General features: G+C 63.7%; 21 protein-coding genes and 1 tRNA gene. 1 reads left to right on the top strand and 21 read right to left on the bottom strand.

Going from position 1 to position 24,865, the window contains the following annotated elements; all coding sequences use genetic code 11:
• Positions 1-194: 194 nt before the first annotated feature.
• The 16 genes from Q1A53_RS12880 to Q1A53_RS12805 form a co-directional block, all read right to left on the bottom strand.
• The gene (locus Q1A53_RS12880) at positions 195-1,640 is read right to left on the bottom strand and encodes an amidohydrolase family protein (protein WP_299967257.1); all 1,446 of its coding nucleotides are present in this window, start codon (positions 1,638-1,640) and stop codon (positions 195-197) included.
• Entirely contained in the window at positions 1,637-3,070 is a 1,434-nt protein-coding gene (locus tag Q1A53_RS12875) for an ABC transporter substrate-binding protein (protein ID WP_299967255.1), read from the bottom strand. Before Q1A53_RS12875 ends, Q1A53_RS12880 begins: the two co-directional genes overlap by 4 nt.
• Positions 3,067-4,095, bottom strand: coding sequence for a dipeptide ABC transporter ATP-binding protein (locus Q1A53_RS12870; RefSeq protein WP_299967252.1), 1,029 nt, complete (start codon positions 4,093-4,095; stop codon positions 3,067-3,069). The genes Q1A53_RS12875 and Q1A53_RS12870 overlap by 4 nt, the downstream gene beginning before the upstream one ends.
• Positions 4,092-5,087 (bottom strand): ABC transporter ATP-binding protein, encoded by a 996-nt coding sequence (locus Q1A53_RS12865; RefSeq protein ID WP_299967249.1) that lies wholly within the window; start codon positions 5,085-5,087, stop codon positions 4,092-4,094. The genes Q1A53_RS12870 and Q1A53_RS12865 overlap by 4 nt, the downstream gene beginning before the upstream one ends.
• Positions 5,087-5,959 (bottom strand): ABC transporter permease, encoded by an 873-nt coding sequence (locus Q1A53_RS12860; RefSeq protein ID WP_299967246.1) that lies wholly within the window; start codon positions 5,957-5,959, stop codon positions 5,087-5,089. Before Q1A53_RS12860 ends, Q1A53_RS12865 begins: the two co-directional genes overlap by 1 nt.
• Positions 5,960-5,969: 10 nt before the next feature.
• On the bottom strand, positions 5,970-6,935 hold the full coding sequence (locus tag Q1A53_RS12855) for an ABC transporter permease (RefSeq protein WP_299967243.1): 966 nt from the start codon (positions 6,933-6,935) through the stop codon (positions 5,970-5,972).
• Positions 6,936-7,002: 67 nt separating this feature from the next.
• Positions 7,003-8,556, bottom strand: coding sequence for an ABC transporter substrate-binding protein (locus Q1A53_RS12850; protein ID WP_299967240.1), 1,554 nt, complete (start codon positions 8,554-8,556; stop codon positions 7,003-7,005).
• Positions 8,557-8,609: 53 nt separating this feature from the next.
• Positions 8,610-9,017 carry a VOC family protein gene (locus Q1A53_RS12845; protein ID WP_299967237.1) on the bottom strand — a complete coding sequence of 136 codons (408 nt, stop codon included), beginning with the start codon at positions 9,015-9,017 and terminating at the stop codon, positions 8,610-8,612.
• A gap of 99 nt (positions 9,018-9,116) precedes the next feature.
• Complete coding sequence (locus Q1A53_RS12840; protein ID WP_299967234.1) at positions 9,117-9,764, bottom strand: GntR family transcriptional regulator; 648 nt, start codon at positions 9,762-9,764, stop codon at positions 9,117-9,119.
• Positions 9,765-10,743: 979 nt separating this feature from the next.
• Positions 10,744-10,833, bottom strand: a tRNA-Ser gene (locus Q1A53_RS12835).
• A 90-nt stretch (positions 10,834-10,923) separates the two neighbouring features.
• Positions 10,924-13,371, bottom strand: coding sequence for a DUF3772 domain-containing protein (locus Q1A53_RS12830; protein ID WP_299967228.1), 2,448 nt, complete (start codon positions 13,369-13,371; stop codon positions 10,924-10,926).
• Positions 13,368-14,405 (bottom strand): cysteine synthase A, encoded by a 1,038-nt coding sequence (locus Q1A53_RS12825; protein ID WP_299967225.1) that lies wholly within the window; start codon positions 14,403-14,405, stop codon positions 13,368-13,370. The genes Q1A53_RS12830 and Q1A53_RS12825 overlap by 4 nt, the downstream gene beginning before the upstream one ends.
• 53 nt (positions 14,406-14,458) lie before the next feature.
• Positions 14,459-15,565 (bottom strand): NUDIX domain-containing protein, encoded by a 1,107-nt coding sequence (locus Q1A53_RS12820; RefSeq protein ID WP_299967222.1) that lies wholly within the window; start codon positions 15,563-15,565, stop codon positions 14,459-14,461.
• A 319-nt stretch (positions 15,566-15,884) separates the two neighbouring features.
• Positions 15,885-17,096, bottom strand: a complete 1,212-nt coding sequence (locus Q1A53_RS12815) for a cyclopropane-fatty-acyl-phospholipid synthase family protein (RefSeq protein ID WP_299967219.1) — start codon at positions 17,094-17,096, stop codon at positions 15,885-15,887.
• A gap of 64 nt (positions 17,097-17,160) precedes the next feature.
• Positions 17,161-18,579 carry a deoxyribodipyrimidine photo-lyase gene (locus Q1A53_RS12810; RefSeq protein WP_299967216.1) on the bottom strand — a complete coding sequence of 473 codons (1,419 nt, stop codon included), beginning with the start codon at positions 18,577-18,579 and terminating at the stop codon, positions 17,161-17,163.
• 68 nt (positions 18,580-18,647) lie between these two features.
• Complete coding sequence (locus Q1A53_RS12805; protein WP_299967213.1) at positions 18,648-19,871, bottom strand: aminotransferase class V-fold PLP-dependent enzyme; 1,224 nt, start codon at positions 19,869-19,871, stop codon at positions 18,648-18,650.
• Between the two features lie 175 nt (positions 19,872-20,046).
• On the opposite strand from Q1A53_RS12805, the gene Q1A53_RS12800 reads away from it, so the two are divergent.
• Entirely contained in the window at positions 20,047-20,664 is a 618-nt protein-coding gene (locus Q1A53_RS12800; protein WP_299967210.1) for a LysE family translocator, read from the top strand.
• Positions 20,665-20,677: 13 nt separating this feature from the next.
• On the opposite strand, the gene acuI is transcribed toward Q1A53_RS12800, so the two are convergent.
• The 5 genes from acuI to Q1A53_RS12775 form a co-directional block, all read right to left on the bottom strand.
• Positions 20,678-21,664 carry an acryloyl-CoA reductase gene (gene acuI / locus Q1A53_RS12795; RefSeq protein ID WP_299967207.1) on the bottom strand — a complete coding sequence of 329 codons (987 nt, stop codon included), beginning with the start codon at positions 21,662-21,664 and terminating at the stop codon, positions 20,678-20,680.
• 82 nt (positions 21,665-21,746) lie between these two features.
• On the bottom strand, positions 21,747-22,850 hold the full coding sequence (locus tag Q1A53_RS12790) for a dimethylsulfoniopropionate demethylase (RefSeq protein ID WP_299967204.1): 1,104 nt from the start codon (positions 22,848-22,850) through the stop codon (positions 21,747-21,749).
• Position 22,851: 1 nt separating this feature from the next.
• Positions 22,852-23,355 (bottom strand): DinB family protein, encoded by a 504-nt coding sequence (locus tag Q1A53_RS12785; RefSeq protein WP_299967202.1) that lies wholly within the window; start codon positions 23,353-23,355, stop codon positions 22,852-22,854.
• The gene (locus tag Q1A53_RS12780; RefSeq protein WP_299967198.1) at positions 23,352-24,059 is read right to left on the bottom strand and encodes a DUF1326 domain-containing protein; all 708 of its coding nucleotides are present in this window, start codon (positions 24,057-24,059) and stop codon (positions 23,352-23,354) included. Before Q1A53_RS12780 ends, Q1A53_RS12785 begins: the two co-directional genes overlap by 4 nt.
• 3 nt (positions 24,060-24,062) lie before the next feature.
• Positions 24,063-24,836 (bottom strand): DUF2182 domain-containing protein, encoded by a 774-nt coding sequence (locus Q1A53_RS12775; protein ID WP_299967195.1) that lies wholly within the window; start codon positions 24,834-24,836, stop codon positions 24,063-24,065.
• Positions 24,837-24,865: the final 29 nt, after the last annotated feature.

Here is a 24,865-nt window from a genome sequence, read left to right as displayed (position 1 = left end):
TCCACTGCCGCTGTGTGACCAGGTTCGGCCACAAGCGCGCGATTGGCATGCGCCCGCCTCTCTGCGCGCAGCGACCGTTTGGTCGGCCCGCACCCTTTGACCGGCGCGGTGCCTGAGGCGCATATCCCCCGGGACCCTGCTGACAGTGTTGTCAACTGTCTGCTGGCTGCTACCGGGAGTGACAGCACAGTCAGTCATCTGCCCAACGCCCCGCCGCCCCAGAAATCCGGCGGCAGGGCCAGATCTGCCGCACCATCAATCCGCTCGATCATCCGCGCCGCCTGCGCCGCGGCGTCGTCCAGTATCGCCGCCTCGTCGACGCGAGTGGCGCGGCGATCCTCAAGCAGCATCTCACCCCCGATCCATACGTTGGTGACATCGTTGCCATTGGCAAAACACACCAGCCGGTGCAGCGCCATCTGGGGCGGATGAAGATGCGGGCGGCGCAGGGACATGGTCACGATATCCGCCCGCTTGCCGATTTCGAGGGATCCGATCTCCTCTGCCAGGCCCAAGGCATGGGCAGCGCCGATGGTGCACATCTCAAGCACCTTGCCGATGGGCAGAACACTGGCATCGCTGAAATGGGTCCGGTGATAGTGCATCGCCTGCTGCATGTGTCGGAACATGTCGGCGGACCGGTCCGGGGCAGTCGCGTCCGAGCCCAATGCGACGGTTGCGCCCGCTGCCATCATCTCTATCGCGGGGCAGCGCCCGAGGATCGACGCATTGGCGGAAGGGTTATGCGCGATCTTGGTATCCGTCTGCGCCACAAGGTCGATCTCATCCCCATGCAGGTCTATGCAATGCGACAAGAGGCTGTCGGGCCCCAGAAGACCCAGCTTGCTTGCGCGCCGGATTGACCCGCGCCAATGACCATCCTGCGTGAAAATCAGCCCCCGGTCGCGGGCCACCTGCCGCACCGCTTTTGCCTGAGCACAGGCAGTGGCGTAGTCCTCTGGCGTCATGTCACGCTCGTGCTCATCGCGCAGCACAGGGTAGAGCATCGCGATCCGGATGGACCCGTCGTGCTTGTCATGCCAGTCATCCACGATCTGAAGGCACGTCTCCATCTGGCGTTCAAACGTGACGGAATAGGTGTGGCGCTGCCGGCCTTGCCAATGCGCGTAGATCACCGGATGGGGTGCGCGGGTGGGTCCGACCGCGACCACGCTGCGGGTGCCGACGTCCCTCACGCCCGTGCAATGCGCGGCAGCGTAGGCCGCATCGTCGGTGCGCATGATCGTGTCGCCGCCGCCCAGCAGCGACACACCCGTTGTCACACCGAAGCGCAGGCGCTCCAGCGCGGCAAGCCGCGCTTCTGCGTACCAAAACGCGGGGGGAGAGGCTTGTGTGTAGACCTCGCCGCAGATCTCTTCCCAGCGGTCACCACCGTGCATGCCAATGGATTTCACCAACCCGTGGCCCGCATGCGCGTGCACATCGATCAGACCCGGGAACACCACATGACCGGCGCATTCAACCGTCGCCCGCGCCTCGACCTGCTCTTGCAGCGCAGCCGCGGTATCGATAGCGACGATACGCCCTGCTTCTATCGCGATGGCCCCGTTTTCGATCACGCGGCGGGTAGCATCCATTGTCACGACCGTCCCGCCGTGGATCAGCGTGTCAGCCTTCATGACGTTCCCCCGAAACACGGCAGGCGCGGCACGTCGATGACCCCGTCCACCGGCATCGCAAAATCCGGGTGACGACCGGCCAGCCCGATCACACGCACCGGGTTGTAAAGCGTGAGCCAGGCCGGATCTTCCTGCAGCAGGGCGTAAGCCTCGCGCCAGATCTCGGCGCGCGCGGCGCGGTCCATCGTCACGCGGCCCCGGTCGATCAGCGCCTCGATTTCCGGATTGGCGTAGCCTTGCCACCACGAACCGGCCACGCGAGAGTCGATCTTTTCGTACAGCACGCGGTAGGTGCTCATCGGGCTGGAATCGAAAACGCACATGTCGCGGATTTCCTTGCGCCGCACCATATGCGCGTAGTCTTCACGCTCGGGGTGCACATGGACATTCAGCGTGATCCCCACACTGGCAAGCTGATCCGCCAGCGCCGCGGTCAGACGCTCGGCCTCATCGGGCAGGCGCGTCGGGCAATCCACCTCCAATGTCAGGCCTTCGCCGTACCCGGCCCGTGCCAGCAAGTCGCGCGCCAGATCGCGATCGGTATCTGTCCCCGCACCTTTCCCCGCGCCAAAATGGTTGGGGCTCACGAAACCGCGCAAGGGCTGGGCCGCCCCCTGCATCACCGTCTCGACCAGGCCCTCGCGGTCGACCGCCAGACTGAGCGCGCGCCGGACGCGAGCATCAGACAGCGGACCGCGTGCCGCATTCAGCAGATAGATGATCGCCACGGGTGAGAGAAACGTTTGCCTGCTGTCGCCCAGAGCGCGCGACGCCTCATAGTCCAGCGCGTTCGCGATCTGCACCTCGCCGTTTTGCAACTGCGCCAGCCGCTCGGCGGCGCTGGCGACCAGCCGCCACGTGATATCGGGATTTGCGGGGCGTCCGGCAAAGTGATCCTTGGTGTGCGTCGCTCTGATCTCGTCAGGCGCAATAGAGGTGATGCGGTAAGGTCCGGTGCCGCATTGCGCCCTGTGGTCACCTGCATCCAAGGCCTCGAAAACAGAGGGGGCGACGATGAACCCCTGTTCCAGCACATCCAGAAGATCGGCCATAGGCGCCTTCAGCGTCACGCGCAGCGACAAGGGGGCCATGATCTCAAGCAAAGCCCCGCCCAGAAACTGTCGCCACACAGCGGGCGCTCCGAGAGTATAGCCCTTGTCCTCGCGCGCCATCCGCTCAAGGCTTTGCGCAACAGCGGCTGCGTCACAGGGGGAGCCGTCATGAAACCTGACGTCCGGCCGCAAGTGAAAGATCCACACCGTTGCCTGCTCTGACACCTCCCAGCTGTCGGCAAGATGCGGCACGAAATCCTGACCGACCCGACGCACGAGCGTGTCGTACACCGCATGCAGGATCGGCAGCTCATCGCTTGCGTCGGTGCAATCATGCGGATCGTGGATGCCCAGGCGGGCCTGCGCAATGACCGTCACAATATGTCCCTTTCGGGCTCGTCGATCAGATGGCAGGCGACGGTCTGTCCATCACCCACATCCTGCAGCGCCGGCTGCTCGCTGGCGCAGCGGTCCCATGCAAAGGGGCAGCGGGTCCGGAAACAGCATCCCGACGGCAAATCCAGCGCCGAGGGCACCTCACCCGTCAGCAGAATTTCCTCTTTGTCGCGCTTCGGCTTGATGCTGGGGGCCGCCGACAACAACGCGCGTGTATAGGGGTGACGCGGACGCGCGAAAAGCACGTCGCGCGCGGCGTTTTCGACCATGAACCCCAGATACATCACGCCGACCTTATCGGCGATGTGATGGACGACAGACAAATCGTGGCTGATGAAGAGATAGGCCAGACCAAATTCGTCGCGCAGATCTTTCATGAGGTTGAGAATTTGCGCCTGAATAGACACATCCAGCGCCGACACCGGCTCATCGGCGATGATCAGGCCGGGCGTGACCGACAGTGCGCGCGCGATCCCGATGCGCTGGCGCTGACCGCCCGAAAACTGGTGCGGGTAGCGGCCCGCATGCTCCGCGTTCAGACCGACCCGCGCCAGAAGCTGCGCGATGCGGTCCGGCACCGCCGCGCGCATTTGCGCCGTCTTGCTCTGCTCCAGCAAGGGCTCGGCCACGATGTCGCGCACCCGTTGACGCGGGTTCAGCGACGCATAGGGATCCTGAAAGATCATCTGCATCCGCGCCCGCACGGGGAGCATCTGAGCATAACCAAAATCCGCCACGTCCGTGCCGTCGATCCGCACCTCGCCGCGCGTCGGTTTGTAAATGCGCGCGATCGTCTTGGCGACGGTTGACTTGCCACAACCACTTTCGCCCACCAGCGCCATGATCTCCCCCCGCTCGATCCGCAGGCTTACGCCATTGACCGCTTTGACGATCGGGTTTTCCAGCCGGATGCCGCGTCGGTCCAGCCTGAGACGGTCGAGGATGCCACCGCCGATGGGAAACTGCATGTGCAGGTCGCGCACCTCCAGAACGGCGGCGTCGGTCATGGCCGTTCTCCCGGTTGCAGGGGGAAATGACAGGCCGCCATCAGCCCGTTGTGCTGCGGGGCCAGCACCGGTTCCTCCGTCGCGCAAAGCGCTTGTGCCCTGGGGCAACGATCGCGAAAATTGCATCCCGCAGGCAGCGTGCGGATATCGGGCACAGATCCCGGGATCTGATTCAGCCGGTCCAGCCTTTCGCTGGTGTCGGGGATGCTGTCGATCAGGCCCCGCGTGTAGGGATGGGCGGGGTTTTCGATCAGGTCCCGCGTGCGTCCGCGTTCGACGACATTGCCGCAGTAAAGGACGGTAATATGGTCCGCCATCTCAGAGACCACGGCCAGATCATGGGTGATCAAAATCATCGACGCGCCCTTGTCTGCGATCTGCGCGCGCATGAGCTTCAGGATCTGGCTTTGGATGGTCACATCCAGCGCGGTAGTCGGCTCGTCGGCAATGATCAGCTTGGGATTGGCCAGCATTGCGATGGCGATCACGACCCGCTGTCGCATCCCGCCAGAAAACTGATGCGGATAGGCCTTGAGCCGTTCGGCTGCACGGCTGATGCCGACACTCTCCAGCATCTCAACGCAGGCCCGATGCCGGGTATCTGCGCGCAGATCACTGTGCAGGCGCAGAACCTCGTCCATCTGCCGGCCTACGGTGTGCAGCGGGTTGAGCGAGGTCATCGGATCCTGAAACACCATTGAAATCTCGCGCCCGCGTACATCACGCAGATGATCCTCTCCGGCTGTGACAAGGTCGCGGCCTTCCAGCAGGATCTCGCCCCCCTCGATCCTGCCGGGGCTGTCGATCAAGCCCAGTATCGAAAAGCCAACGACCGATTTGCCCCCGCCGCTTTCGCCCACAAGACCCATCACCTCGCCCTGCCCGATCTCGAAGCTGACACCGTTCACGGCCCGGACAGTCCCCGAAAACGTGTGAAAGTAGGTGCGCAGATCGCGGACCTCAAGAAGCACAGGCGTGGCTGCGTCTTTCATCACTTCAACCTCGGGTTCAGTTCGTCGCGCAGGAAATCACCAAAGAGGTTGATCCCGAAGACCAGCATCATGATCGCCACGCCCGGAAAGACCGACGTCCACCACAATCCGCTGAAAAGGACGTCAAAACCGTTCTTGATCAGCAGTCCCAGCGATGGTTGCGTGATCGGCACGCCCACACCCAGAAAGCTCAGCGACGCCTCGATCAGGACAAAGGTACCCACCTGGATTGTGGCGATCACGATCAGCGGGGTCAGCACGTTGGGCAGAACATGTTTGCGGATGATCTTGTGATTGGGCAGCCCCGCCACCCGCGCGGCCTGCACATATTCCTTTTCGATCTCAGACAGGGTCGATCCGCGCACCGTACGCGCATAGACGACCCACCCCACCGCCGTCAGCGCGATCAGCACCTTGTCGACGCCGGTGCCCACCGCCGACATGAGGAAAAGCGCAATCAGGATGGACGGAAACGACAGTTGCACATCGGCGATGCGCATGATGACGCTGTCCACGATGCCACCGTAAAAACCCGCGAGCAGCCCCAGCAGCGTCCCGATCACGCAGGACGCCATCATCGCCACCAGCCCGATGAAGACCGAGATTCGCGCGCCGTAGAGAATAGACGCCCAGACGTCGCGCCCCTGCCCGTCCGTGCCCAGCCAGTAGCGCGGATCGCCCCCATCCAGCCACACCGGCGGCTTATAGCTGTCCATAAGATCGAGCGAGGCGATATCGTATGGGTTCTGCGCCACCAGAAACGGCCCCGCGAGCACGGCCACCGCAAAGAACGCCATCAGGGCGCTGCCGATGATGGCCGAGGAACTGCGCGTATAATTGTGAAAGAACTCTGTTCTCAGGAAAGCCGTCATGCCAGCGCCCTCATTTCAGCGTGATGCGCGGGTCGATCAGCGTATAGACGATGTCGACGAGGAAATTAATGACCACGAAAATCAGCGCAACGAGCATCAGGTAGACCACGATCACCGGGCGGTCGGCGCGGTAAATGCTGTCGATCAACAGCTTGCCCATGCCGGGCCAGGAAAAAATCGTCTCGGTGATCGTGGCAAAGGCAATCAGATCGCCGAGTTGCAGCCCGAATATGGTGACCACCGGGATGAGCGCGTTTTTCAGCCCGTGTTTGTACAGTACATCGCGGCGCGTCGCCCCCTTGGCGCGGGCGAACTTCATGTAATCCTGTCGGCTGACCTCCATCATCCCGGCCCGCGTCATCCGCAGCAGGATCGCCATCGTCCCCAGTGACAGCGTGATCGCGGGCAGCGCGATGTGGTGCCATCCGTCCCAGGTCAGCAGGCTGACACGCAGGCCGAAGACCTCGGCCGTGTCACCACGGCCGGAGGACGGAAAAACACCCCAATTCACCGCGAAAAGATAGATCAACACCATACCCACCCAGAACCCCGGCAGCGAAATGCCCAAAAGTGAACTGGACATGATGATGCGGCTCAACCGTCCGTTGGGATTGGCCCCCGCATAGACGCCCAGCGGGATCGCCACGACCACAGCCAGCACCATCGCCACCAGCACCATCTCGACCGTGGCGGGCATCCGTTCGAGGATCAGGGTCATTGCCGGTTGGCGAAACACGTAGGATCGCCCGAAATCGCCCTGAACCAGGCTGGTGATGAACTTCCAGTATTGCACCAACAGAGAGTCGTACAAGCCCAGCAGCCGCCGCGCCTGCGCGATCTCGGCATCGGTTGCATCGATGGGCACCACCATGAACACGGGATCGCCGGTGAAACTCATCATCAGGAACACGATGACCGAGACGACCCAGAGCACCAGCAGCATCTGGATCAGGCGTTTGATCAGGTAACCGAACATGCGGGGGTTTTCTGTCTCTCAGGATAAAGAAAAGCCCCGGCAGATTGCTCCGCCGGGGCCGATGGTCTTACTCGACGTCCATGTCGTAGGCCCAGATGAACTTGTCCACCCGCGGCTCCAGCGTCACACCCTTCCGCGCGGCGTAGATGTCCTGCTCATAATGCACCGGGATCATCGGCACCTCCTGCAGCAGGATCTTGGTCGCCTCCTGCAAATGCTGGTCCCGCTCCTCGATGCTGGGCGTGGCATCCGCCTTGTCAACGAGAGCGTCAACCTCAGGGTTGGAATAGGAGCCGCGGTTCACCTGACCGTAGCCCTCTTTCTTGTCTCTCGTGTAAAAGAGCGCGCCATACATCGACCCTGCGTCACCCGCAGGCACATCCCATCCGCTCATGATGAAGCTGGAGTTTTCCGTGGGCACCCGGATGTATCCCCAGAAATTCGACTTAGGCATGATGTTGAGTTCAAGGGTCACACCGATCTTGGCCAGCATGGAGGCAAGCGCCTGCGCGATCTGCGCATCGTTGACATAGCGGTTGTTGGTGGCATCCAGCGTCATGGTGAAACCGTCAGGATGTCCCGCTTCCGCCAAGAGAGATTTGGCCTTTTCGATGTCCAGCGGATACATCTCGCGGAAATTCGCACCTTCGACATATCCGATGTGGGAGGACGGTACGTATTGGTCGCTGGGCGTCGCCAGCCCGTTCATCACGATCTTGTTGATGGCATCCACGTCAATGGCGTGGGCGATCGCCTGACGCACGCGCACGTCAGTCATCGGGTTCTCGCCCTCAATCGTCGGCGACTGCGCCCTTGTGTCCATCGCCAGCACCACGTTCAGCAGGCTGGGCCGGGTCAGCACCTCGAAATCCGCCTCGCTCTTGACCCGGTCCACATCCCGCACGGCAAGATCCTGAATCACATCCACCTCGCCGGTCAGCAGTGCGGCAGTGCGCGTCGCCGGGTTCGTGATCGGGCGAAAGGTGACGCTCTTGATCTCGGGTGCACCCGCCCAATAGTCGTCAAAAGCCTCCAGCGTCAGCTTTTCTTCCTTGATCCACTCCACCAGCTTGTAGGGGCCGGTGCCCATGGGCTTGAGGTCCATCTGCTCATCGCCCGTCTCGGTGGTGTACTCCTCATCGAGGATCAGCAATTCCGCCAGATCATTCGGCAGCACCGCATAGGGCTGTGGTGTCTTGATCTCGACCGTCAGATCATCCACCGCCACGATCTCGGCGATGTTGGCGACCAGATCGGGGCGGATGGAGTCGCGTGCCTTGGCGACCGTGAAAACGACGTCATCAGCGGTGAAGGTGTTGCCATTGTGGAACGTCACGCCCTCGCGCAACTTGAAACGCCAGGTCGTCTCATCCACGTTTTCCCAGCTTTCAGCGAGACCGGGACCGAACGACAGATCGGCGCTGCGCTTCACCAGCGGATCGTACAGATGGTAGTACATGATGTTCGAGGACAGCTCCTCGCCCGCCAGCGGATACAGATGGCTGGGATCGGACGTCAAGCCGATGATCACCGACTTCTCCTGCGCGGTGGCCCCTGTTGCGACCATGAGGGCCACACCGACGGCCCCGGCGCGCAGCGCGGACTGAGACAGGTATTTCATAGCAAACTCCCTTACTGTTTTCTTTTTTCGGCGCGTTTGTCGCCTTTTTCGTGTCAGTGCCCCGGCTTCGCAGTCTGCACCTCAATCTGGTAACCTTCAGGATCGTCCATGACGAAGGCACGTATGCCAAGCTCCGCACTGTCGAACATCTCGCTCAGGTTCGCGACGGCACTGGCCTTGGCCCAGGCATACCAGGCGTCGACATCCGGCACCCGCAAGCACAGCTGGACCGTCTTTTCCGCGCGCCATTTCTTCATGCCGCGTGTCTCGTCCACGAGGCCCACATGCGCCTGACCGTCAATGCGGTAGATTTTGGACCAGCCCTGATCAATGGCGAGCGTCAGGCCGAGAATGTCCTCGTAGAACCTCATCGCGGCGGCCAGATCACGGTAGTACTGAAAGGTAATCGCCAGAACGATCCCGCCGTCCGGTCGCCGTACGTCCGTCGCTGCCGTGACCATTATCACCCCCGGTACTCACTGGTATGCAGATGGTATACACGCCGGATGCCAAGTCAACTGGCACGTTTCATTGCGCTGCATCACAGACTGCAAAAATGGTCAAAACGGGTGATGTATATGCGAAATGATCGCTTTGCGGACATTCAGCAGATGCTCTTTCATCGCGGCGGCTGCCGCGTCCGGCGACCCCGCCACAATGGCGTCGATCAGCGTCAAGTGCTCATGGCAGCCGGGCTCAAAGCGGTCCGGGATATAGCCCTGATCGAACATGCTCGTTTTCACCTTAAGCCCTTCTATCAACGCAATAAGAAGCTTTGAGCCTGCAAGCCGCGCGATCTCCAGGTGCAGGTGCGAATCAACGGCCGAGTGCGCGCGCGAATCCGGTCGCTCCCCCTCCAGAAACTCGACGATCTGCGCCCGCAGGGACAAAAGCTCTTCCATGGTTTTGCCCGATGTCGCCGCTTTTTTAGCCGTTTCGCATTCCAGCAGGCTGCGGGCATGCAAGATCTCCATGATATCACTCAGGGATACGCTGCTGACGACCGGTGCGCCGCCCTCGGACCGGGTGGCGAGGCCCTGGCTGATGAGCTGACCAATCGCCTCTCGGACCGGGGTTCGGGAGACACCGAGCCGGTCGGCGAATTTCTTTTCCCGTAGCAACGTGCCCGGTTCAAGCGTGCCGTCGAGGATCATGGCCTTCATGCGTTCGAATGCCGAATTCCCGAGTGTTTGGGCCGCGTCGACCATCTTGTACCTCTTGGATTGTGCAGTATCGCTACAAATGACTGCAAACGGTATACACGCGGTATTTCAATTCGCAAAATGCCGCTTGGGACCGGTACAACAATTTTGAAAAACAATAGGCTCGTTCGCGGGGCGCGTGCCCGCTACAACGGGGCCCCCCAAGCTCAAAATCAATCGGTTAAACCCAAAGGTGCCGACAGCCAAGATAATACCGATCGGATCTCTGGTGCGGATTATTGAACGGGGATACGTCAGCAGCCGCGACGGGGTCGGTAGGATTGTCGCAGGCTCCCAGGCCGCCAGTCAGGGTGGGCAAGACGCCTCGGCAATCGGGTTTGAGGTGAAAAGCTTACTGTATGACACCGTTCTCCCGGTTGGGTCCGACGTCTTGCCATTCATCGGCATTGCACGGACGCGCATTCCGGCGATGGTGGTCGAGGAGGCCGAACAGTCCTTCCGACGTCTCCATGTTTCGGATCGAGGCGAAGCCGGGGCGAGAAATCCTACGCTTGTCGAATGCTTCACGCGGCGCCTAGCCCAGCAACCAGACCCGCAAGCGCTCCGCCATCTCCGGGGAACGGATCGACGCGGTGGACATTGAGCGCGCGCCGTGTGTTCGTCAGACACCAGGCCATGAGCTGACGGGCATTCTGCATCACTGTCGCGGTCACAACTCGCGTCGTGGGATCAGCCACAACCGAGAACACACCAGCGAAAGGTATCTGGCGTTTTTTTCCAAAAACGCCTGTGGCGAGGCGAACGGCACATAGTTCGAACCTTGGACGCTCTCGTTGCATCTGCGATGCAACTGCCGCTCAGGTCTTCTATCTGAAGGGAACTGGCGTTTCTGTTCCAGAAAAGCCTGTGGCGGACCCGTCGGGAGAGAGTTCGAACCTCGGAAGCTCTCATCTTTTCTGCGAAACGACTGCCGCCAGTCTCTTTGTGTCAGATGGTTTTGGCGTTTCGCTTTGCGAAAAGCCAGTGGCGGAGCGACAGGGATTCGAACCCTGGAGACGGTCTCCCGCCTACACACTTTCCAGGCGTGCGCCTTCGACCACTCGGCCACCGCTCCGTTCGCGCGACATAGCCCGGCAGCAGGCCCGATTGCAAGAGACAATCGCGCCCTGCCCTCTCACCGGCCGATGCGTCTTTGGCCGCGGTGTCAGCTGTGCTGATCGCCCTCGGCCACGCCCTCTTCCGGCAGGTCGCCATCCCGGTCGGCGGTGGGTTCCGCCTCTTCGTCGCGGTGCGCCGGTGCCTCGTCTCCCGCCGTCTGCTGAGCGGCCACGGGCGCGACCGCACCGACCTGCAGCGCCTCTGGATTGCGCAGCCAGATGTCACGCTGCGCGAAGGGCACCTCGATTCCTTCGGCGGCGAAACGCTCCGCAATCGCGTGGTTGATGTCGTTCTTGACCGGCATGATCCAGTTCACATCACGCAGGATCACCCGGATCTCGAACTCCAGCGAGTCCGCGCCGAAGTTGTTGAAAAGGATCAGCGGCGGCGGCTTCTGCAACACCATGGGCTGGTCCTCGGCGATCTCGCGCAGGATCTTTTCCACCCGACGCGTGTCGGTGCCGTAAGCCACGCCCACAGCCACGATCAGCCGACCGACCTTGTTGCCGCGGGTGTAGTTGGTGACTGTTCCGGACACCAGATCGGCATTGGGCACGATCACATCCGTGCGGTCAAAGGTCTCGATCCGGGTGGCGCGTACCGAAATATCGCGGACATACCCCATCTGACCGCCGACCTCGATCCAGTCACCTTCGGAGATCGGTCGCTCGATCAGCAGGATGATGCCCGAGACGAAGTTCGACACGATGGTCTGCAACCCAAAGCCGATGCCAACAGACAGCGCCCCTGCCACAATGGCGAGCGAAGACAGATCAATGCCCGCACCGGTGATCGCCAGCACCGCCGCGAGGAAAATCCCCACATATCCAAGACCCGACACGATGGCATTCTGACCGCCGATGTCCATGCGGGTCTTGGGCAGCACGTTGGTGCGCATCGTGCTTTGCACCAGCCGGGTCAGGAAATACCCAAGCGCAAAGATCACTGCAAAGGTCAGGAAATCACCGGGCGAGATGCGCGTTTCGCCAATGGCGAAACCGCGGGTGAACATCGCCCAGACCTCTGTGAGATCCGCAACCCGCGCCCCCCAGGCCAGCGCCAGCAGCGGCAAGGATGCGAGGACCAATGCAAAGCCCACCAGCACCGGTACTAGCGCGTCGCGCGCGCGTTCCTCGTCCTTGGTGATCAGCGCGTAGACATCGACGGAAAAGCGCTGCAGCGTGAGCATGAAACCGAGGATCAGCAGGCTGACGAGGGTGGGATAGAGCAGCGCGTTGCCCGCCTCCGCATAGCCCACGGCCGCCATGAGCGGAGCCACGACCGAGACCACCACCAGCACGCTGCCCGCCAGACGGGCGACCCGGGCCAGACCGGCCCCGCGGGGGGTTTCCTCACTGCCCGGCTCGCTTTCCACCTGACACTTGCGCAGGATGATCCCGATGGGCATCAGCGTCAGCGCGATCAGCACCACGATGGGAAAGGCCAGCACCGCCACGGTTGCCGGTTCTACCTCTTCGAATTCGATCAGCAGCTCCACCACACCGCGCGACACAAAGAAGATCGACAACAGCAGCATGTAGAACCGCGCGGCCGAGCGTTTGGCGCTCGGCAAAGGCAGCAGCGCATCCTCGTCCAGCCGCGCAAAAAGCCGCTCGGAGAGCCAGCGGAACCACAAAAGCACGAAACCGAAGACCGGCAGCGCTTCGAGGATCTGGTCTGTCCTGTTGCCCACCAGCCCGGTCAGCCGCACCGCATGGGTCAACAGCAAAAGACCTGCCAGCGGCAGGAAGATCCGCAAAAGCGAAACGAGAAATCGCCATACGCCAGAGCCGCGCCCGCCCCAGCGGCGCAGATACGTCAGGCCAAAGCCCGCCCAGGCCCGGCCTCGGATGATCAGCGCCAGCGATACCCCCAGCAACAACAACACCAGCGGCAGGTTGTCGGACAGGCGCTCGCGGCGCTCGCGGTCGCTCAGTGTCTCGACCTCCTGCGCGATACCACCCAGCACGGAGCGCAGATCGGCAAGCGCTGTGGGCCAGTGCGTCGGGTTCAGCGGAGAGGGCCCGAGCGCCAGCAGACGCCGGGCCTGCCGGTCGCGGATGATCGTGTCGATCTCGCGGATCAAACCATCGGCGCGGCGAAACGCCTCTTCGGCCACGCGGACGGGTGCCAGCAGCGCGTCCAGTTGCGCCTGCAGCTGCGCCCGGCGCGCTGCGATGTCCTCGGGCTCCTCGCCGCTCTCGGGCACCGGCCCGAGAGCCTCGATCTGGCTGCGCAGGGTGGCGATCCGTTCGGCGTTCGCCTGGCTGCCGGTGGTAAAGGTGGTGCGGAACTCGGCGATCTCGGCGCGCAGCTGTTCCAGTTGCTCGTTGTTGGCATCGCTCTCGTCGATGACCGCTTCGGCCTGCTCGGCCAGCGCCTCCCATTCCTCGCCAACCACGCCGGTGCCTGCCTGTTGCGCGAACGCCAGCACACCCCACAGCACAAAGACCGTAACGGCAAGCGTGCGCAGCACCACCGCCAGGAGTGTCATACGTCCTCGAACACCGCCGGAAGATCGGCAGGCGTGCGGGTCATCCAGGCCGCAACTGGCAGCCCCTTTTCCCGCAGGAAGTCAGGATTGAAAAGCTTGGACTGGTAGCGCGTACCGTAGTCGCACAGGATGGTCACGATGGTATGCCCCGGCCCCAGATCGCGCGCCAACCGCATGGCCCCTGCGATATTGATGCCCGATGAGCCGCCCAGACAGAGCCCCTCATGCTCCAGCAGATCAAAGACGATGGGCAGCGCCTCGGCGTCGTGGATGTTGTAGCTGAAATCAGGCGTGAACCCTTCGAGGTTCTTGGTGATCCGCACCTGCCCGATGCCTTCGTTGATCGAGGAGCCCTCGGTCGTCTTCAGCTCGCCGTGGACATAGTGGTTGTAAAGCGCCGCGCCATCGGGATCCGCCAACCCGATCTTGACGCCGCGGGGCTGCAGCACCTCTGCCACCCCCGCCAGCGTCCCGCCGGAGCCCACGGCACAGATGAAGCCATCCACCTTGCCGCCGGTCTGCTCCCAGATCTCCGGGCCCGTGGTCTCGATATGCGCTTGCCGGTTGGCCACATTGTCGAACTGGTTGGCCCAGATCACGCCCTCGTTGGTGTTGCGCGCCAGCTCCGCGGCCAGCCGTTCGGAATAGCGCACGAAGTTGTTGGGGTTGCGGTAGGGGGCGGCGGGCACCTCGACCAGTTCCGCCCCCGCCAGCCGCAGCATGTCTTTCTTTTCCTGGCTCTGAGTCTCGGGGATCACGATCACCGTCTTGAAGCCCATGGAGGCCCCGACCAGCGCCAGCCCGATGCCGGTGTTGCCCGCCGTGCCCTCCACGATGGTGCCGCCCGGTTTCAGCAGGCCCTTCTCGACCGCATCGCGGATGATGAAGAGCGCCGCCCGGTCCTTGACCGACTGGCCCGGGTTCATGAACTCCGCCTTGCCGAGGATCTCGCAGCCGGTGGCCTCGCTGGCCTGTTTGAGACGGATGAGCGGCGTGTTTCCAATGGCCGCGGCCAGATCTGCTGCAACATGCATGCCAGCGTTCCTTCGATTGCGTTCTCAACACCTAGCGGCGGGTTTGAACGACCTCAAGAGGAACCGCGCAATCGTGCCCGGTGCCGCGCCAGCCAATAGGCCATCATGACCAGAGGCGCGTTGGCCGCCTGGCCGGTGTCACACAGGCTCATGAGCGCGTCAAAGCTCATCAGGTGGGTGCGGATATCCTCGTGTTCGGCCTCCAGACCGCCGGTGCCGGTCACACTGCCCGGCAGATCCGCGATGCCCACATAGCTGTAGCAGAATTCCGACGAATTACCCGGGCTCGCATAGCTTTGCGAGACGACGTGCAGACGCCCCAGGTTCAGTCCCGCCTCTTCCACTGCCTCCCGACGCGCGGCCACCTCGGGGCTTTCGCCGCCGTCGATGCGGCCCGCGATGGGCTCCAGCTGCCAACAGTGGCGATCCCCCCTCGCCAGCGGTCCCATCCGCATCTGCTCCACCAGCAGCACCCGGTCGCGGATGGGATCATAGGGCAGCACGAGCGCCGCATCGACGGCGACAAACACGGCCCTGTCCAGCGGCCCTGTCATCGTCCCGTCAAATCGTTCGTGGCGCAAGGTGATGTCATCGAGCGCGAAGAACTTCGAATAGGGGCGCGTGCGGTCGATGACCTCGATGCGGCCTTTCAGGGTGCCCGCCCCGTGCTGGCTGTCCGCTGCGTTCAATCGTGACGCCGCCCGCGCGCGGATTGCCGGAAACATCTTTGCGATCTCCGCTTCGGGCCTGGTGCCGAAATAGCCCATGACCTCTTCGGCGGCGAAGGTGCTGAGCGCTCCCCAATGATCCGCCCAGGCTGCCAGCGACCACGCGCCCGCCGGCGTCCAGCGACCGGGCGGCGGCAGGTAGGCCAAGGCCGCCTGACCTTCCGACAGCGTCACGGGGCGGGGCCGGTAGTCGAAAGCTGCCTCATAGTAGTCGAGCTGCGCCCAGTCCGCCTCCGTCAGCCCCGTGACCAGAACACCGGGGGTGTGCTCGTCCGGCGCGGTGGCGATCGTCGGAAAAGGGCCGTCCTTGGCCATGGCCACCGCGTAACCGGGCAGTGTCGCGGACGTCGTCGTAACGTGAGCAGCATCGCCCAGCACCGCGTGCAGCAGCGGCGGGTGGCACAGGGTGCCAAATAGAAAAAGCGCTGTCATCGCTGCCTGCCTCGTCTGCCGGTTCTGGCCTTGCCCGCACTCAAGATCAGCAGCGTCGAGACGTCAAGCAGACATGAGACCCCGCGCCCGCCCGCGGCACGATCCGGTTACCCGTCTTTTCACGATCAGGGGAGAAGCGTCCTCCCCTCCATCGAGGAGGGTCGGACGCTGCCCGGCACTTTCGTCCGGGCGGCGCAGCACCCAATGACGCGCCCCAGGATCGGGGCGGCGCCACCCGGCCAGCGGCCGGGCAGGCCCCGATCCCCCTCGATGGGGGTGAGGGGGCTTGCCTGCCCTCTCTTGCATCGCCACGCACAGCCTAGCCGGGCCGTTTCACCGTGATCTGGGTCACATCACAGTTGGCGGTGGCAAAGGTCGCCGCGCAGGAGGTGAGATAGAAATTCCACAGCCGCCGGAACCGGTCGTCAAACCCAAGGCTGCTCACCTGCTCCCACTTGTCATTGAACGTCTCGTGCCAGCGTTTGAGCGTTTCCGCGTAGCTCTCGCCGAATTCAATGGACCGTTCCACCGCCAGCCCCGCCCGCCCGATCTGATCGCGCAGCGCCGTGGGGCTGGGCAGCATACCGCCTGGGAAGATGTATTTCTGGATGAAATCCACCCCGCGCTTGTAGACCTTCCAGCGCCGGTCCGCGACGGTGATGATCTGCAGCGTGGCCGTCTTGCCGGGCTTCAGCCGGTCGCGCACCACGCCGAAGTAGGCCGGCCAGTAGCGCTCGCCCACGGCCTCGAACATCTCGATGCTGGCGATGCCGTCGTAGGTGCCGGTCTCATCGCGGTAATCCTGCAGCTTGAGCTCCACCAAATGGCCCAGCCCCGCCCGCTCGATCCGCGCGCGCGCGTAATCGAACTGTTCCTGCGAAATGGTCAGTGCCGTGACCCGAAGCCCGCGCTCACCGGCGGCATATTCCGCAAACCCGCCCCAGCCGCAGCCGATCTCCAGCACATGATCACCGGGCTGCACGCCCATCTCATCGACCATGGATTTGTACTTGGCGATCTGCGCCGTCTCCGTGCTCTCCTGGCTGTCGACGAACAACGCCGAGGAATAGGTCATCGTGTCGTCCAGCCACAGACCGTAGAACTCATTGCCCAGATCATAGTGGTAGCTGATGTTGCGCTTGGCCTGGGTCCGGTGATTGCGTTGCAGCCAAAAGCGGAACTTCTCGTAATTCTGCAAGAGCGCCATGCCCGGGAAACCATCGTAGAGATGCTCATTCTGGTCCTGGTGCACCAGATCCATAAACGCCGGCAGATCGGGCGTGGACCACCAGGCATCCAGATAGGCATCGCAGAACCCCAGATCCCCCTCGCGTATGAGGCGCGCAAAAAGATCATCGTTGTGGATCTGCAGCTCCGCCTGCGGACCGGGGGCAGCCCCTTCGGCGCGAAAGCGCCGCCCGTCCGGCAGCACGAACTCCACCCGCCCGCTTTTCATCCCCTGCGCCATGCCGAAGACACGGGCGAAATATCGCGGCAGACCCGTCTGCCCGTCTGTTGTTGTCAAGATCATCGTTCTTCCCCGTCGTTGCGCCCGTCCGATCGTCCGCCGGTTTCAGGCAAGCGGCCCATACCGCTCAAAAATCTCTGTTCTCATAGGCATCCAGTGCCCGTTTGCGCCCTTGATCCGCCGCCACCACCGGATCCGGATAGTTGTCGTCCGGCGCCATTCCCCAGCTTTGCGGTATCGCGTCGAAATACGCCAGCGCCGTATCACTGGGCGTCTTGCGCCCCTCGGCGATCCAGCGGCGCACATAGTCGCGGTCCTTGTCAAACTTGTCGAGCTGCGTGACCGGGTTGAAGACCCGGAAATAGGGCGTCGCATCGGGGCCGGAGCCCGCCGACCACTGCCAGCCCATCGCATTGCTCGCCGGGTCCCAGTCAATCAGGCAGTCCTCGAACCACGCCATTCCGATCTTCCAGTGGCACAGCAGGTGTTTGGTCAGGTAACTCGCCACGATCATCCGACCGCGGTTGTGCATCCGGCCCGTCACATACATCTCGCGCAATGATGCATCGACGAACTGGATGCCGGTACGCCCGTGCTTCCAGCGCTGCACTTCGGCCTTTCGCTCATCCTCGTTCCAGGGGAAGGCGTCCCAATCCTCTTTCCAGTTGTCACTCAGCAGCCGCGGCGTGTGATGCATCAGGTGATAAGCGAACTCGCGCCAAACGAGCTCCTTGAGGAAAGTCTCAGCGCCCGCCTTGCCATCCTCGCGCGCGCGCATCCCTGCGTGCCAGCACTGATGCGGGCTGATCTCCCCGAGGCTCAGGTTTTCCGAAAGCGCGGAGGTGCCATCCACCCCCGGCAGATCGCGCGTCTCATCATAGTCCGCCACGCCATTGGCCATGAAAGCGCCCAACCGCGACTGCGCCGCCTGCTCGCCCAAGCGAACGTAAGGACGCACGATCTCCGCGCCGCGGTCCATCGCGGCCCCCATCTGCCAGTCCGCCAGCTCGTCGCTCTCGGGCCAGCTTTCCGGCGCCGGGATCTTGCCTGGCGTACCCCTCGGGGCGTCCACATCGCGGCCTTTCACCATCTTCCAGAACGGCGTGTAGACCTTGTAGAACCCACCTGTCTTGGTCTCCACCGTCCAGGGTTCGAACATCAGATGCCCGCCAAAGGATTTGGCCTCGATCCCGGCCTCCTTCAGCGTGGATTTCACCTTTTTATCGCGCGCCACCGCATCAGGATCGTAAAGCCGCGACCAGTAGACCGCACCGGCCCCTGTCTCGCGGATCAGCGTCTGCAGCGTCTCCAGCGCCGCCCCCCGCCGCAGGATCAACCGGCTGCGTTTTTCATCAAGCGCATTCGCCAGAGCCTCCAGTCCCAGACCCAGCCGCCACTTGGGCGCAGCCCCCAGTCGCTCGGACAGATCATCGTGAATGAACACCGGGATGACCGGGCGCCCGCTCTCACAGGCGGCGGACAGGGCGGCGTGGTCGCTCAGACGCAGATCGCGGCGGAACCAGACAAGAACGGGCGAAGACGTCAAACGGGCAACCTTTTGGTGTTTGTCATAAATGCTACGCACTTAGACATAGGCTGGATCACCGGCATGTCTCACAAAACGGCCTCTAGCGCGGTCAAAAGGTGATCAACCTCACCCTGGGTTGTATAATGCGTGAAGCTCAGCCGCAGCACGCCCTTGTCCTCATCAACGCCCATCGCCTTGAGCGCGCGCCCCGCGTAGAAATCGCCGCCCCCCGCCATGATGCCGTGCCCGGCCAGCTCTGCCGCCACGTCCTCGCCGGGGCGTTCCAGCGCCAGCGCCACGGTGGGCGCGCGTCCGCCGGGCTGGTCCGGCCCAATCAGCCGCACCGCATTGCGGCTGCGCAGGGCGTTCAGCACCGGTCCCAGTAGCTCCTGCTCCCGGTGCTGCATCAGATCATGCACCGCGCAGCCCCGCTGCACCGGCGTGGCGGGCGCGTCGAAATGATGATCGTAAAGCGCGTCGACGTAGTCCGCCATCCCCGCACAGGCCGCCACCTGCGCGTGATCCGGCCCCGCGGGGGTAAAGCGTTTCTCCAGCGCATCCCCGTTGAAAACATGACCCTGATTGGGCAAGAGCTGCCCCAGCGCGCGCCGCACGACCATCAACCCCTGATGCGGCCCGTAGGTCTTGTAGGCGGAAAAGAGGTAGATATCCGGCCCCAGCGCCCCCACATCGGGAAACCCGTGCGGGGCGTAGGATACCCCGTCAACGCAGGTAAAGGCGCCCGCCGCATGCGCCAGCGCCGTGATCTCCGTCACCGGGTTGATCTGCCCCACCACGTTGGAGCAATGGGGAAAGCACACCAGCCGCACCCCGTCATCCAGCAGATCCTCCAGATCCGCAGGATCCAGATGCCCGGTCTCGGGGTTCATGCGCCACTCGCGGATGTCGATCCCGCGCGCCGTCAGCCGTCGCCACGGGCCGGAATTGGCCTCGTGATCCTGATCGGTCACGACAATGGCCTCACCCGGCTCCATCAGCTCCGCAAAGGCCTGCGCCAGCACATAGGCGTTCTGAGTGGTCGAGGGGCCAAAACTCAGCTCGTCGCTCTCCACTCCCAGAATGGCCGCCATCCGCGCCCGCGCCTCATCCATCTCCGCCCCGGCGAGGCGGCTGGCGGGATAAGGCGCATAGGGCTGGACCTTGCGGGCCGTATAAAACCGTGTCAGCCGGTCGATCACCGCGCCACAGGTATAGGAGCCGCCCGCATTCTCGAAAAACGCCTGACCCTGCAAGGACGGCTCGGCGAAGGCCGGAAACTGGCGGCGGACGAAATCGGTATCTATCGGCATGAAGGACCCTTGCCTGTGCATGGCGTCAGTCAACGGGAAAAGCGCCCGAACCGCAAGCGCCCAAAGGGGCCGAACCACGCCCTCGCAATCGGATCAAACGCGGCGACAAGAGATACCCCCGTGACGGCGCAGCGTCCCTCCCGTAGAACAGACTACGAAACACCCGAGGCACCCCATGGATCTCCCCCTGCTCATCGCCTTTCTGGGCACAACGCTGCTCTTTGTGGCCACCCCGGGCCCGTCGGTGGCCTTCGCCACGGCACAGGCGCTGAAACACGGACCCCGCGCCGCCGTCATCGCGGTGGCGGGCGACGCGCTGGGCTCTGCGGTGCATATCATCGTGGCCGTCAGCAGCCTCACGGCCCTGGTCGCCCTCTCGGCGCAGGTACTGCCACTGCTGCAGATCCTCGGCGGGCTCTTCCTGCTCTACCTCGCCTGGCAAGCGCTCAGAGCCGCCCCCCGCACCGACGCGCCCGCGACGCCGCCCGCAAACCGGCTCACCTTCTGGGCGGGGTTTTTCGCCTGCGTCACCAACCCAAAGGCCATCGTCTTTTTCATGGCGCTCTTTCCGGCCTTTATCTCACCCGATCACAGCATGCTGGTGCAAAGCCTGGTCCTCGGCGCGATCTTCATCGCGCTCGATGCAGCCTCGATCCTCGCCTACGCGCTCCTGACCCTGCACGCCGTGCGCCGCAGTACGGGTCGCTGGCTGCGTCCCGACCGGCTGAGCGCCTTCGGCCTCGGCGGCGTCGGGCTCGCGATGATCGTCAAAGGCGTCCGCGCCCTGCCCTGAGGGTGTCCCCCCCTCAGGCGTTCACATCCACCACGACCCGGCCCTTGACCTGACCTTTGAGGATATCCGCCCCCAGCTGCGGCAGATCCGCCAGTGCCGCCATCTGCACCATCGCGTCGAGCTTCTCCATGGGCAGATCGCCCGCGATCCGCTCCCAGGCGCGCAGGCGGTTGTCATAAGGCTGCATCACCGAATCGATGCCCAACAGGTTCACCCCGCGCAGCAAAAACGGAATGACCGTCGCAGGCAAACCCGCCCCACCGGCCAATCCCACGGCGGCAACGGACGCACCGTACTTCATCTGTCCCAACACCCGCGCCAGCATCGCGCCGCCCACCGCATCGACACAACCGCTCCAGGTCTCCGCCTCCAAAGGCCGCTTGACGGTCTCCGCCAACTCCTCGCGCGCCACGATCCGCGCAGCACCCAGACCCGTCAGATAGTCGGATGTCTCGGGCCGCCCGGTCACCGCCGCCACCTCATGACCCAAAGCCGCCAGCAGCGCCACCGCAACCGAACCCACGCCCCCCGCAGCGCCCGTGACCAACACCGGCCCGTCCTTGATGCCATGATCCTCCAGCGCCATCACCGCAAGCATGGCCGTGAACCCCGCCGTGCCCACCGCCATCGCGGCCCGCGTATCCAGACCCTCGGGCAGCGGCACCAGCCAGTCGGCCTTCACCCGCGCCCGCTGAGCGTAGCCGCCCCAATGCGCCTCGCCCACACGCCAGCCGGTCAGAACCACCTTATCCCCCGGCGCATAGCGCGCATCCTCCGAGGCCTCGACGGTCCCCGCAAAATCAATCCCCGGCACATGCGGATAGTTGCGCACCAGCCCGCCCCCCGGTCCGATGCACAACCCGTCCTTGTAGTTCACGGTGGAATACTCCACCGCCACCGTCACCTCTCCCTCGGGCAAGCGGTCCACGTCCATCTCCTCCACCGCAGCGGAGGTCTTGCCGCTTTCCTCATCCTTGCTCACCACAAGTGCCTTGAACATATCGCTCTCCATTCCGGGGATCCGCTCCCCTGTCATCTTGCCGAAAAAACTCCCCCCGGAGGGCCGGGTGGCCTGCCGTACCCTACGCCCAGAACCCCGGCTGCACGACCCCCCGCCGCATCCCGTCGGGCGCGTCCACGTCCAGTACCGTACCGCTGTCCCAATGGGTCATCCGCACCATACCGATGGCCACATTGGTCTGAAAGTCCGGGCTCCAGGCAGCAGAGGTCACCTGCCCCACGCGCCGCCCGCCACCATAAAGCGGCCAGGCCCGGTCGCACGGCGGCACCGGATCGCCCTCGATGGCGATGGCCTGCACCTGCTGCACCGGCCCCTCCTTGGCCACCCGCAAAAGCGCGTCCCGCCCGATACAGCCGATCGCCGTCTGCGTATCACAAAACCGCCCCAGACCACATTCATGGGGCGTGTTGTCATCGGTCATGTCATTGCCGTAGCTCAGAAGACCCCCCTCGATCCGCTCGATCCCGTTGGGACAGCCCGCGCGCACCTCCAGATCGGCCCCCGCGGCAAAGAGCGCGTGCCACAGCGGCATCGCGATATCGCTGCCCGCCACGTAGATCTCGAACCCGCCCTGCTTGGAATAGCCCGACCGCGCCACCGCCAACTCACGCCCTTCGAACTCGAACATGCCAAAGCGGAAAAACCGCACATCGCGCACGCTCTCGCCAAAGACACGCGCCACCAGATCCTCAGCTTTCGGCCCCTGCACCGCTAGCGGGCTCACATCGGGCTCGTCGATCAGCACATCCAGCCGCCAGCCATTGGCAATCCCCTTGACCCAGAGCAGCAGATCCGAATCCGCGATGGAGATCCACCAGCGGTCCTCCGCCAGCTTCACGGCCACGGGATCGTTCAGCATGCCGCCGGTCTCATCCACGATGGGAATGTAGAAACACCGCCCCGGCAACATGCCGCGCAAATCCCGCGGGGTCAGCATCTGCATGAGCTTTGCCGCATCCGGCCCGCGCAGCTCCACCTGTCGCTCGGCGGCCACATCCCAGACCTGAACATGGCGCTTGAGATGATGGTAATCGGCCTCCACGCTCTCAAAGACCGTGGGCAGCAGCATCCGGTTGTAGACCGTATAGGCCTTGACGCCCGCGGCCTCGACCCCCTCGGAGAACGGCGTGCGACGCAGCCGACGCGACGGTGAAATCAGCGCCATCTCAGGCAGCCTCCGGCATAAAGGGGATATCGGTATCGTCGGTCGTCACACCCAGCGCCGTCAGCGCAGCGTGCACCTGACCGCGGTGGTGGGTCTGATGGTTGAAAAAATGCACCACGCAGAGCGTATAGGGCTTCGACATCTCGCGCCCCGCGGCCCCCGACCACCAGCTCAGCTCGCCTTCCAAGGTGTCCTGCGCCAGCGTCGCCGCCCAGGCGGTGATCCGGGCATCCAGCACCGGGCGCTGGGCACAGAGCGCCGCCCAGTCATAGGCGCTGCCGGTCTCGGTCAGCGGCGACGACGGTCCAGCGCCTCCGTCAAACCGCGACATCCACATCGCATCGCCCCACATCAGATGGCTGAGCGTGCCCCGCACCGACCCCCAGAACAAGCCGCGGTCCACCTCGCGCGCCGCGGGCTCCAGCCCTGCCACCGCCGCGAACAGCCAGTCGTTCTGCCAGGCGTTGTAGCGCGCCATCATCCGCACGTAATCCGGCGCGATCACGGCTTGGGGCCTTTCCAGTCGATGGGGCAGATCTCGGCTGACTTGCCGCTGAAATCCCACACCCGACCGTAATCGCGTACCCGGCTCTTCAGCCCCGTGGCCGCGATGATGTCCGGCCCCATCCAGTATTTGGAATTGCTCACCATCACGGGATGCTCGGGATCCTTGCCCGCCACCATCTCGATCTCGCCCTGGATCTTGCGCCCGATCATGATGGAGCGGCGGTTGCCCTCGCGCACGATCTCCACCGGCGCGCGTTCCGCTCCGATGATCTCGGACACCAGCATGGTGAACAGCCCCGTTGTCCCGCCAGCCGCGCCCGAGAAGATCTGCAGGATCCCGTTATAGGCCTTGCCGGTCGCACGCTCGTCCACGTAGGCCGCGACCTTCCAGTTGCCCTCTCCCATGCGCCCGGGAATATCGACCAGCAGCCCGATGTTGAGACCGCCCAGATCCTCGCCTTCGTAGTGCCCTTCGTCGATGGCGATCGCCATCCAGGCATGGCAATGCCCTTCGGTGGGCGGATGCGCCCCCAGGCTCACCACGCACGGACAGAACACCGTGCAGGAGCAGTTGAGAAACAGCTCCCCCTTGATGGCCCATTCCGTCGGGCTCGCCTCGCGCCGCTTGGGGTTGGGCATCCTCTGGTCGATCCGCTGCGAAATCGGCAAACGGTCCGCGTCCGGTTTTCTGTTCTTGGCCATATCCTATCCTCCCACCATCACGACAAGCCCCGCCGCCACCAGCAGCACGCCCATCGGTTTTGTCACATAATGCCCCAGCTGAGGCAGCTTTTCGATCACCATGAAGAGCGTCGCCAGACCCATCCAGGCGAGGTTCATGACACCGCCCACGAACCCCAGCGACATGAACCCCCAGCAACAGCCGACGCAAAACGCCCCCAGCCCCAGCCCCATGCGCAGCCCGCCGGCAAAACCCCTCCGCCAGTGGCCCAGAAAATAGAGGCCCGGCGCATGACAGACCCCGTGACAGATCTCCTTGGCGCGGGTGAACTGAAACGCACCCACCACCAGCAAGAGCCCGCCCGCGACCCAAGGTGAGCGCGCGATCCCCAGCATATCCACCACACCGCCGAAAAGCAGCGCCAGCTGCGCGCCGGTGATCACCGCGGCAAAGAGCACCCAGACCATGAAATAGCCCAACAGCACGCCAAGCCATCCCGCCCGCGTGCCATCGGCGCTGACCATCAGATCCTCGTAGGTGCGCAGCGTCGGCACCAGCGTCGGCAACATCATCGCCGCCATCATGATGGCCCACATCCAGAAGAGTGGCCCGAAATGCGCCATGGGCATATACATCGGCATGCGGGGATCCATCGCCGCCATCCGTGCGCCCATCTCGCCGGGACGGCCCAGCAGATCCAGATCCATCTGCACGCTCATGGCGTACATCACCCACCACGCCCCCAGAATGGCGGCGAAAAAACCCAGCCAGAGAGTGGTGCGCAGGGTGGCGTGCACGGAATCGTCCCTTGTCCTCTCCCGTCAAA

This window comes from uncultured Roseobacter sp., from assembly GCF_947496515.1.
In the GTDB taxonomy this organism is placed as follows: Bacteria; Pseudomonadota; Alphaproteobacteria; order Rhodobacterales; family Rhodobacteraceae; genus Roseobacter.
This window is presented reverse-complemented; position numbering and strand designations above follow the sequence as displayed.

Excerpts from the sequence above, each read along its gene's own strand:
- Q1A53_RS12850 (WP_299967240.1), bottom strand. The coding sequence starts at position 8,556 with ATGAAATACCTGTCTCAGTCCGCGCTGCGCGCCGGGGCCGTCGGTGTG.
- Q1A53_RS12840 (WP_299967234.1), bottom strand. The coding sequence starts at position 9,764 with ATGGTCGACGCGGCCCAAACACTCGGGAATTCGGCATTCGAACGCATG.
- Q1A53_RS12820 (WP_299967222.1), bottom strand. The coding sequence starts at position 15,565 with ATGACAGCGCTTTTTCTATTTGGCACCCTGTGCCACCCGCCGCTGCTG.
- Q1A53_RS12830 (WP_299967228.1), bottom strand. The coding sequence starts at position 13,371 with ATGACACTCCTGGCGGTGGTGCTGCGCACGCTTGCCGTTACGGTCTTT.
- Q1A53_RS12790 (WP_299967204.1), bottom strand. The coding sequence starts at position 22,850 with ATGGCGCTGATTTCACCGTCGCGTCGGCTGCGTCGCACGCCGTTCTCC.
- Q1A53_RS12865 (WP_299967249.1), bottom strand. The coding sequence starts at position 5,087 with ATGAAAGACGCAGCCACGCCTGTGCTTCTTGAGGTCCGCGATCTGCGC.
- Q1A53_RS12855 (WP_299967243.1), bottom strand. The coding sequence starts at position 6,935 with ATGTTCGGTTACCTGATCAAACGCCTGATCCAGATGCTGCTGGTGCTC.
- Q1A53_RS12800 (WP_299967210.1), top strand. The coding sequence starts at position 20,047 with ATGGATCTCCCCCTGCTCATCGCCTTTCTGGGCACAACGCTGCTCTTT.
- Q1A53_RS12815 (WP_299967219.1), bottom strand. The coding sequence starts at position 17,096 with ATGATCTTGACAACAACAGACGGGCAGACGGGTCTGCCGCGATATTTC.
- Q1A53_RS12845 (WP_299967237.1), bottom strand. The coding sequence starts at position 9,017 with ATGGTCACGGCAGCGACGGACGTACGGCGACCGGACGGCGGGATCGTT.
- Q1A53_RS12780 (WP_299967198.1), bottom strand. The coding sequence starts at position 24,059 with ATGGCCAAGAACAGAAAACCGGACGCGGACCGTTTGCCGATTTCGCAG.
- Q1A53_RS12860 (WP_299967246.1), bottom strand. The coding sequence starts at position 5,959 with ATGACGGCTTTCCTGAGAACAGAGTTCTTTCACAATTATACGCGCAGT.
- Q1A53_RS12805 (WP_299967213.1), bottom strand. The coding sequence starts at position 19,871 with ATGCCGATAGATACCGATTTCGTCCGCCGCCAGTTTCCGGCCTTCGCC.
- Q1A53_RS12825 (WP_299967225.1), bottom strand. The coding sequence starts at position 14,405 with ATGCATGTTGCAGCAGATCTGGCCGCGGCCATTGGAAACACGCCGCTC.
- Q1A53_RS12870 (WP_299967252.1), bottom strand. The coding sequence starts at position 4,095 with ATGACCGACGCCGCCGTTCTGGAGGTGCGCGACCTGCACATGCAGTTT.
- Q1A53_RS12880 (WP_299967257.1), bottom strand. The coding sequence starts at position 1,640 with ATGAAGGCTGACACGCTGATCCACGGCGGGACGGTCGTGACAATGGAT.
- acuI (WP_299967207.1), bottom strand. The coding sequence starts at position 21,664 with ATGTTCAAGGCACTTGTGGTGAGCAAGGATGAGGAAAGCGGCAAGACC.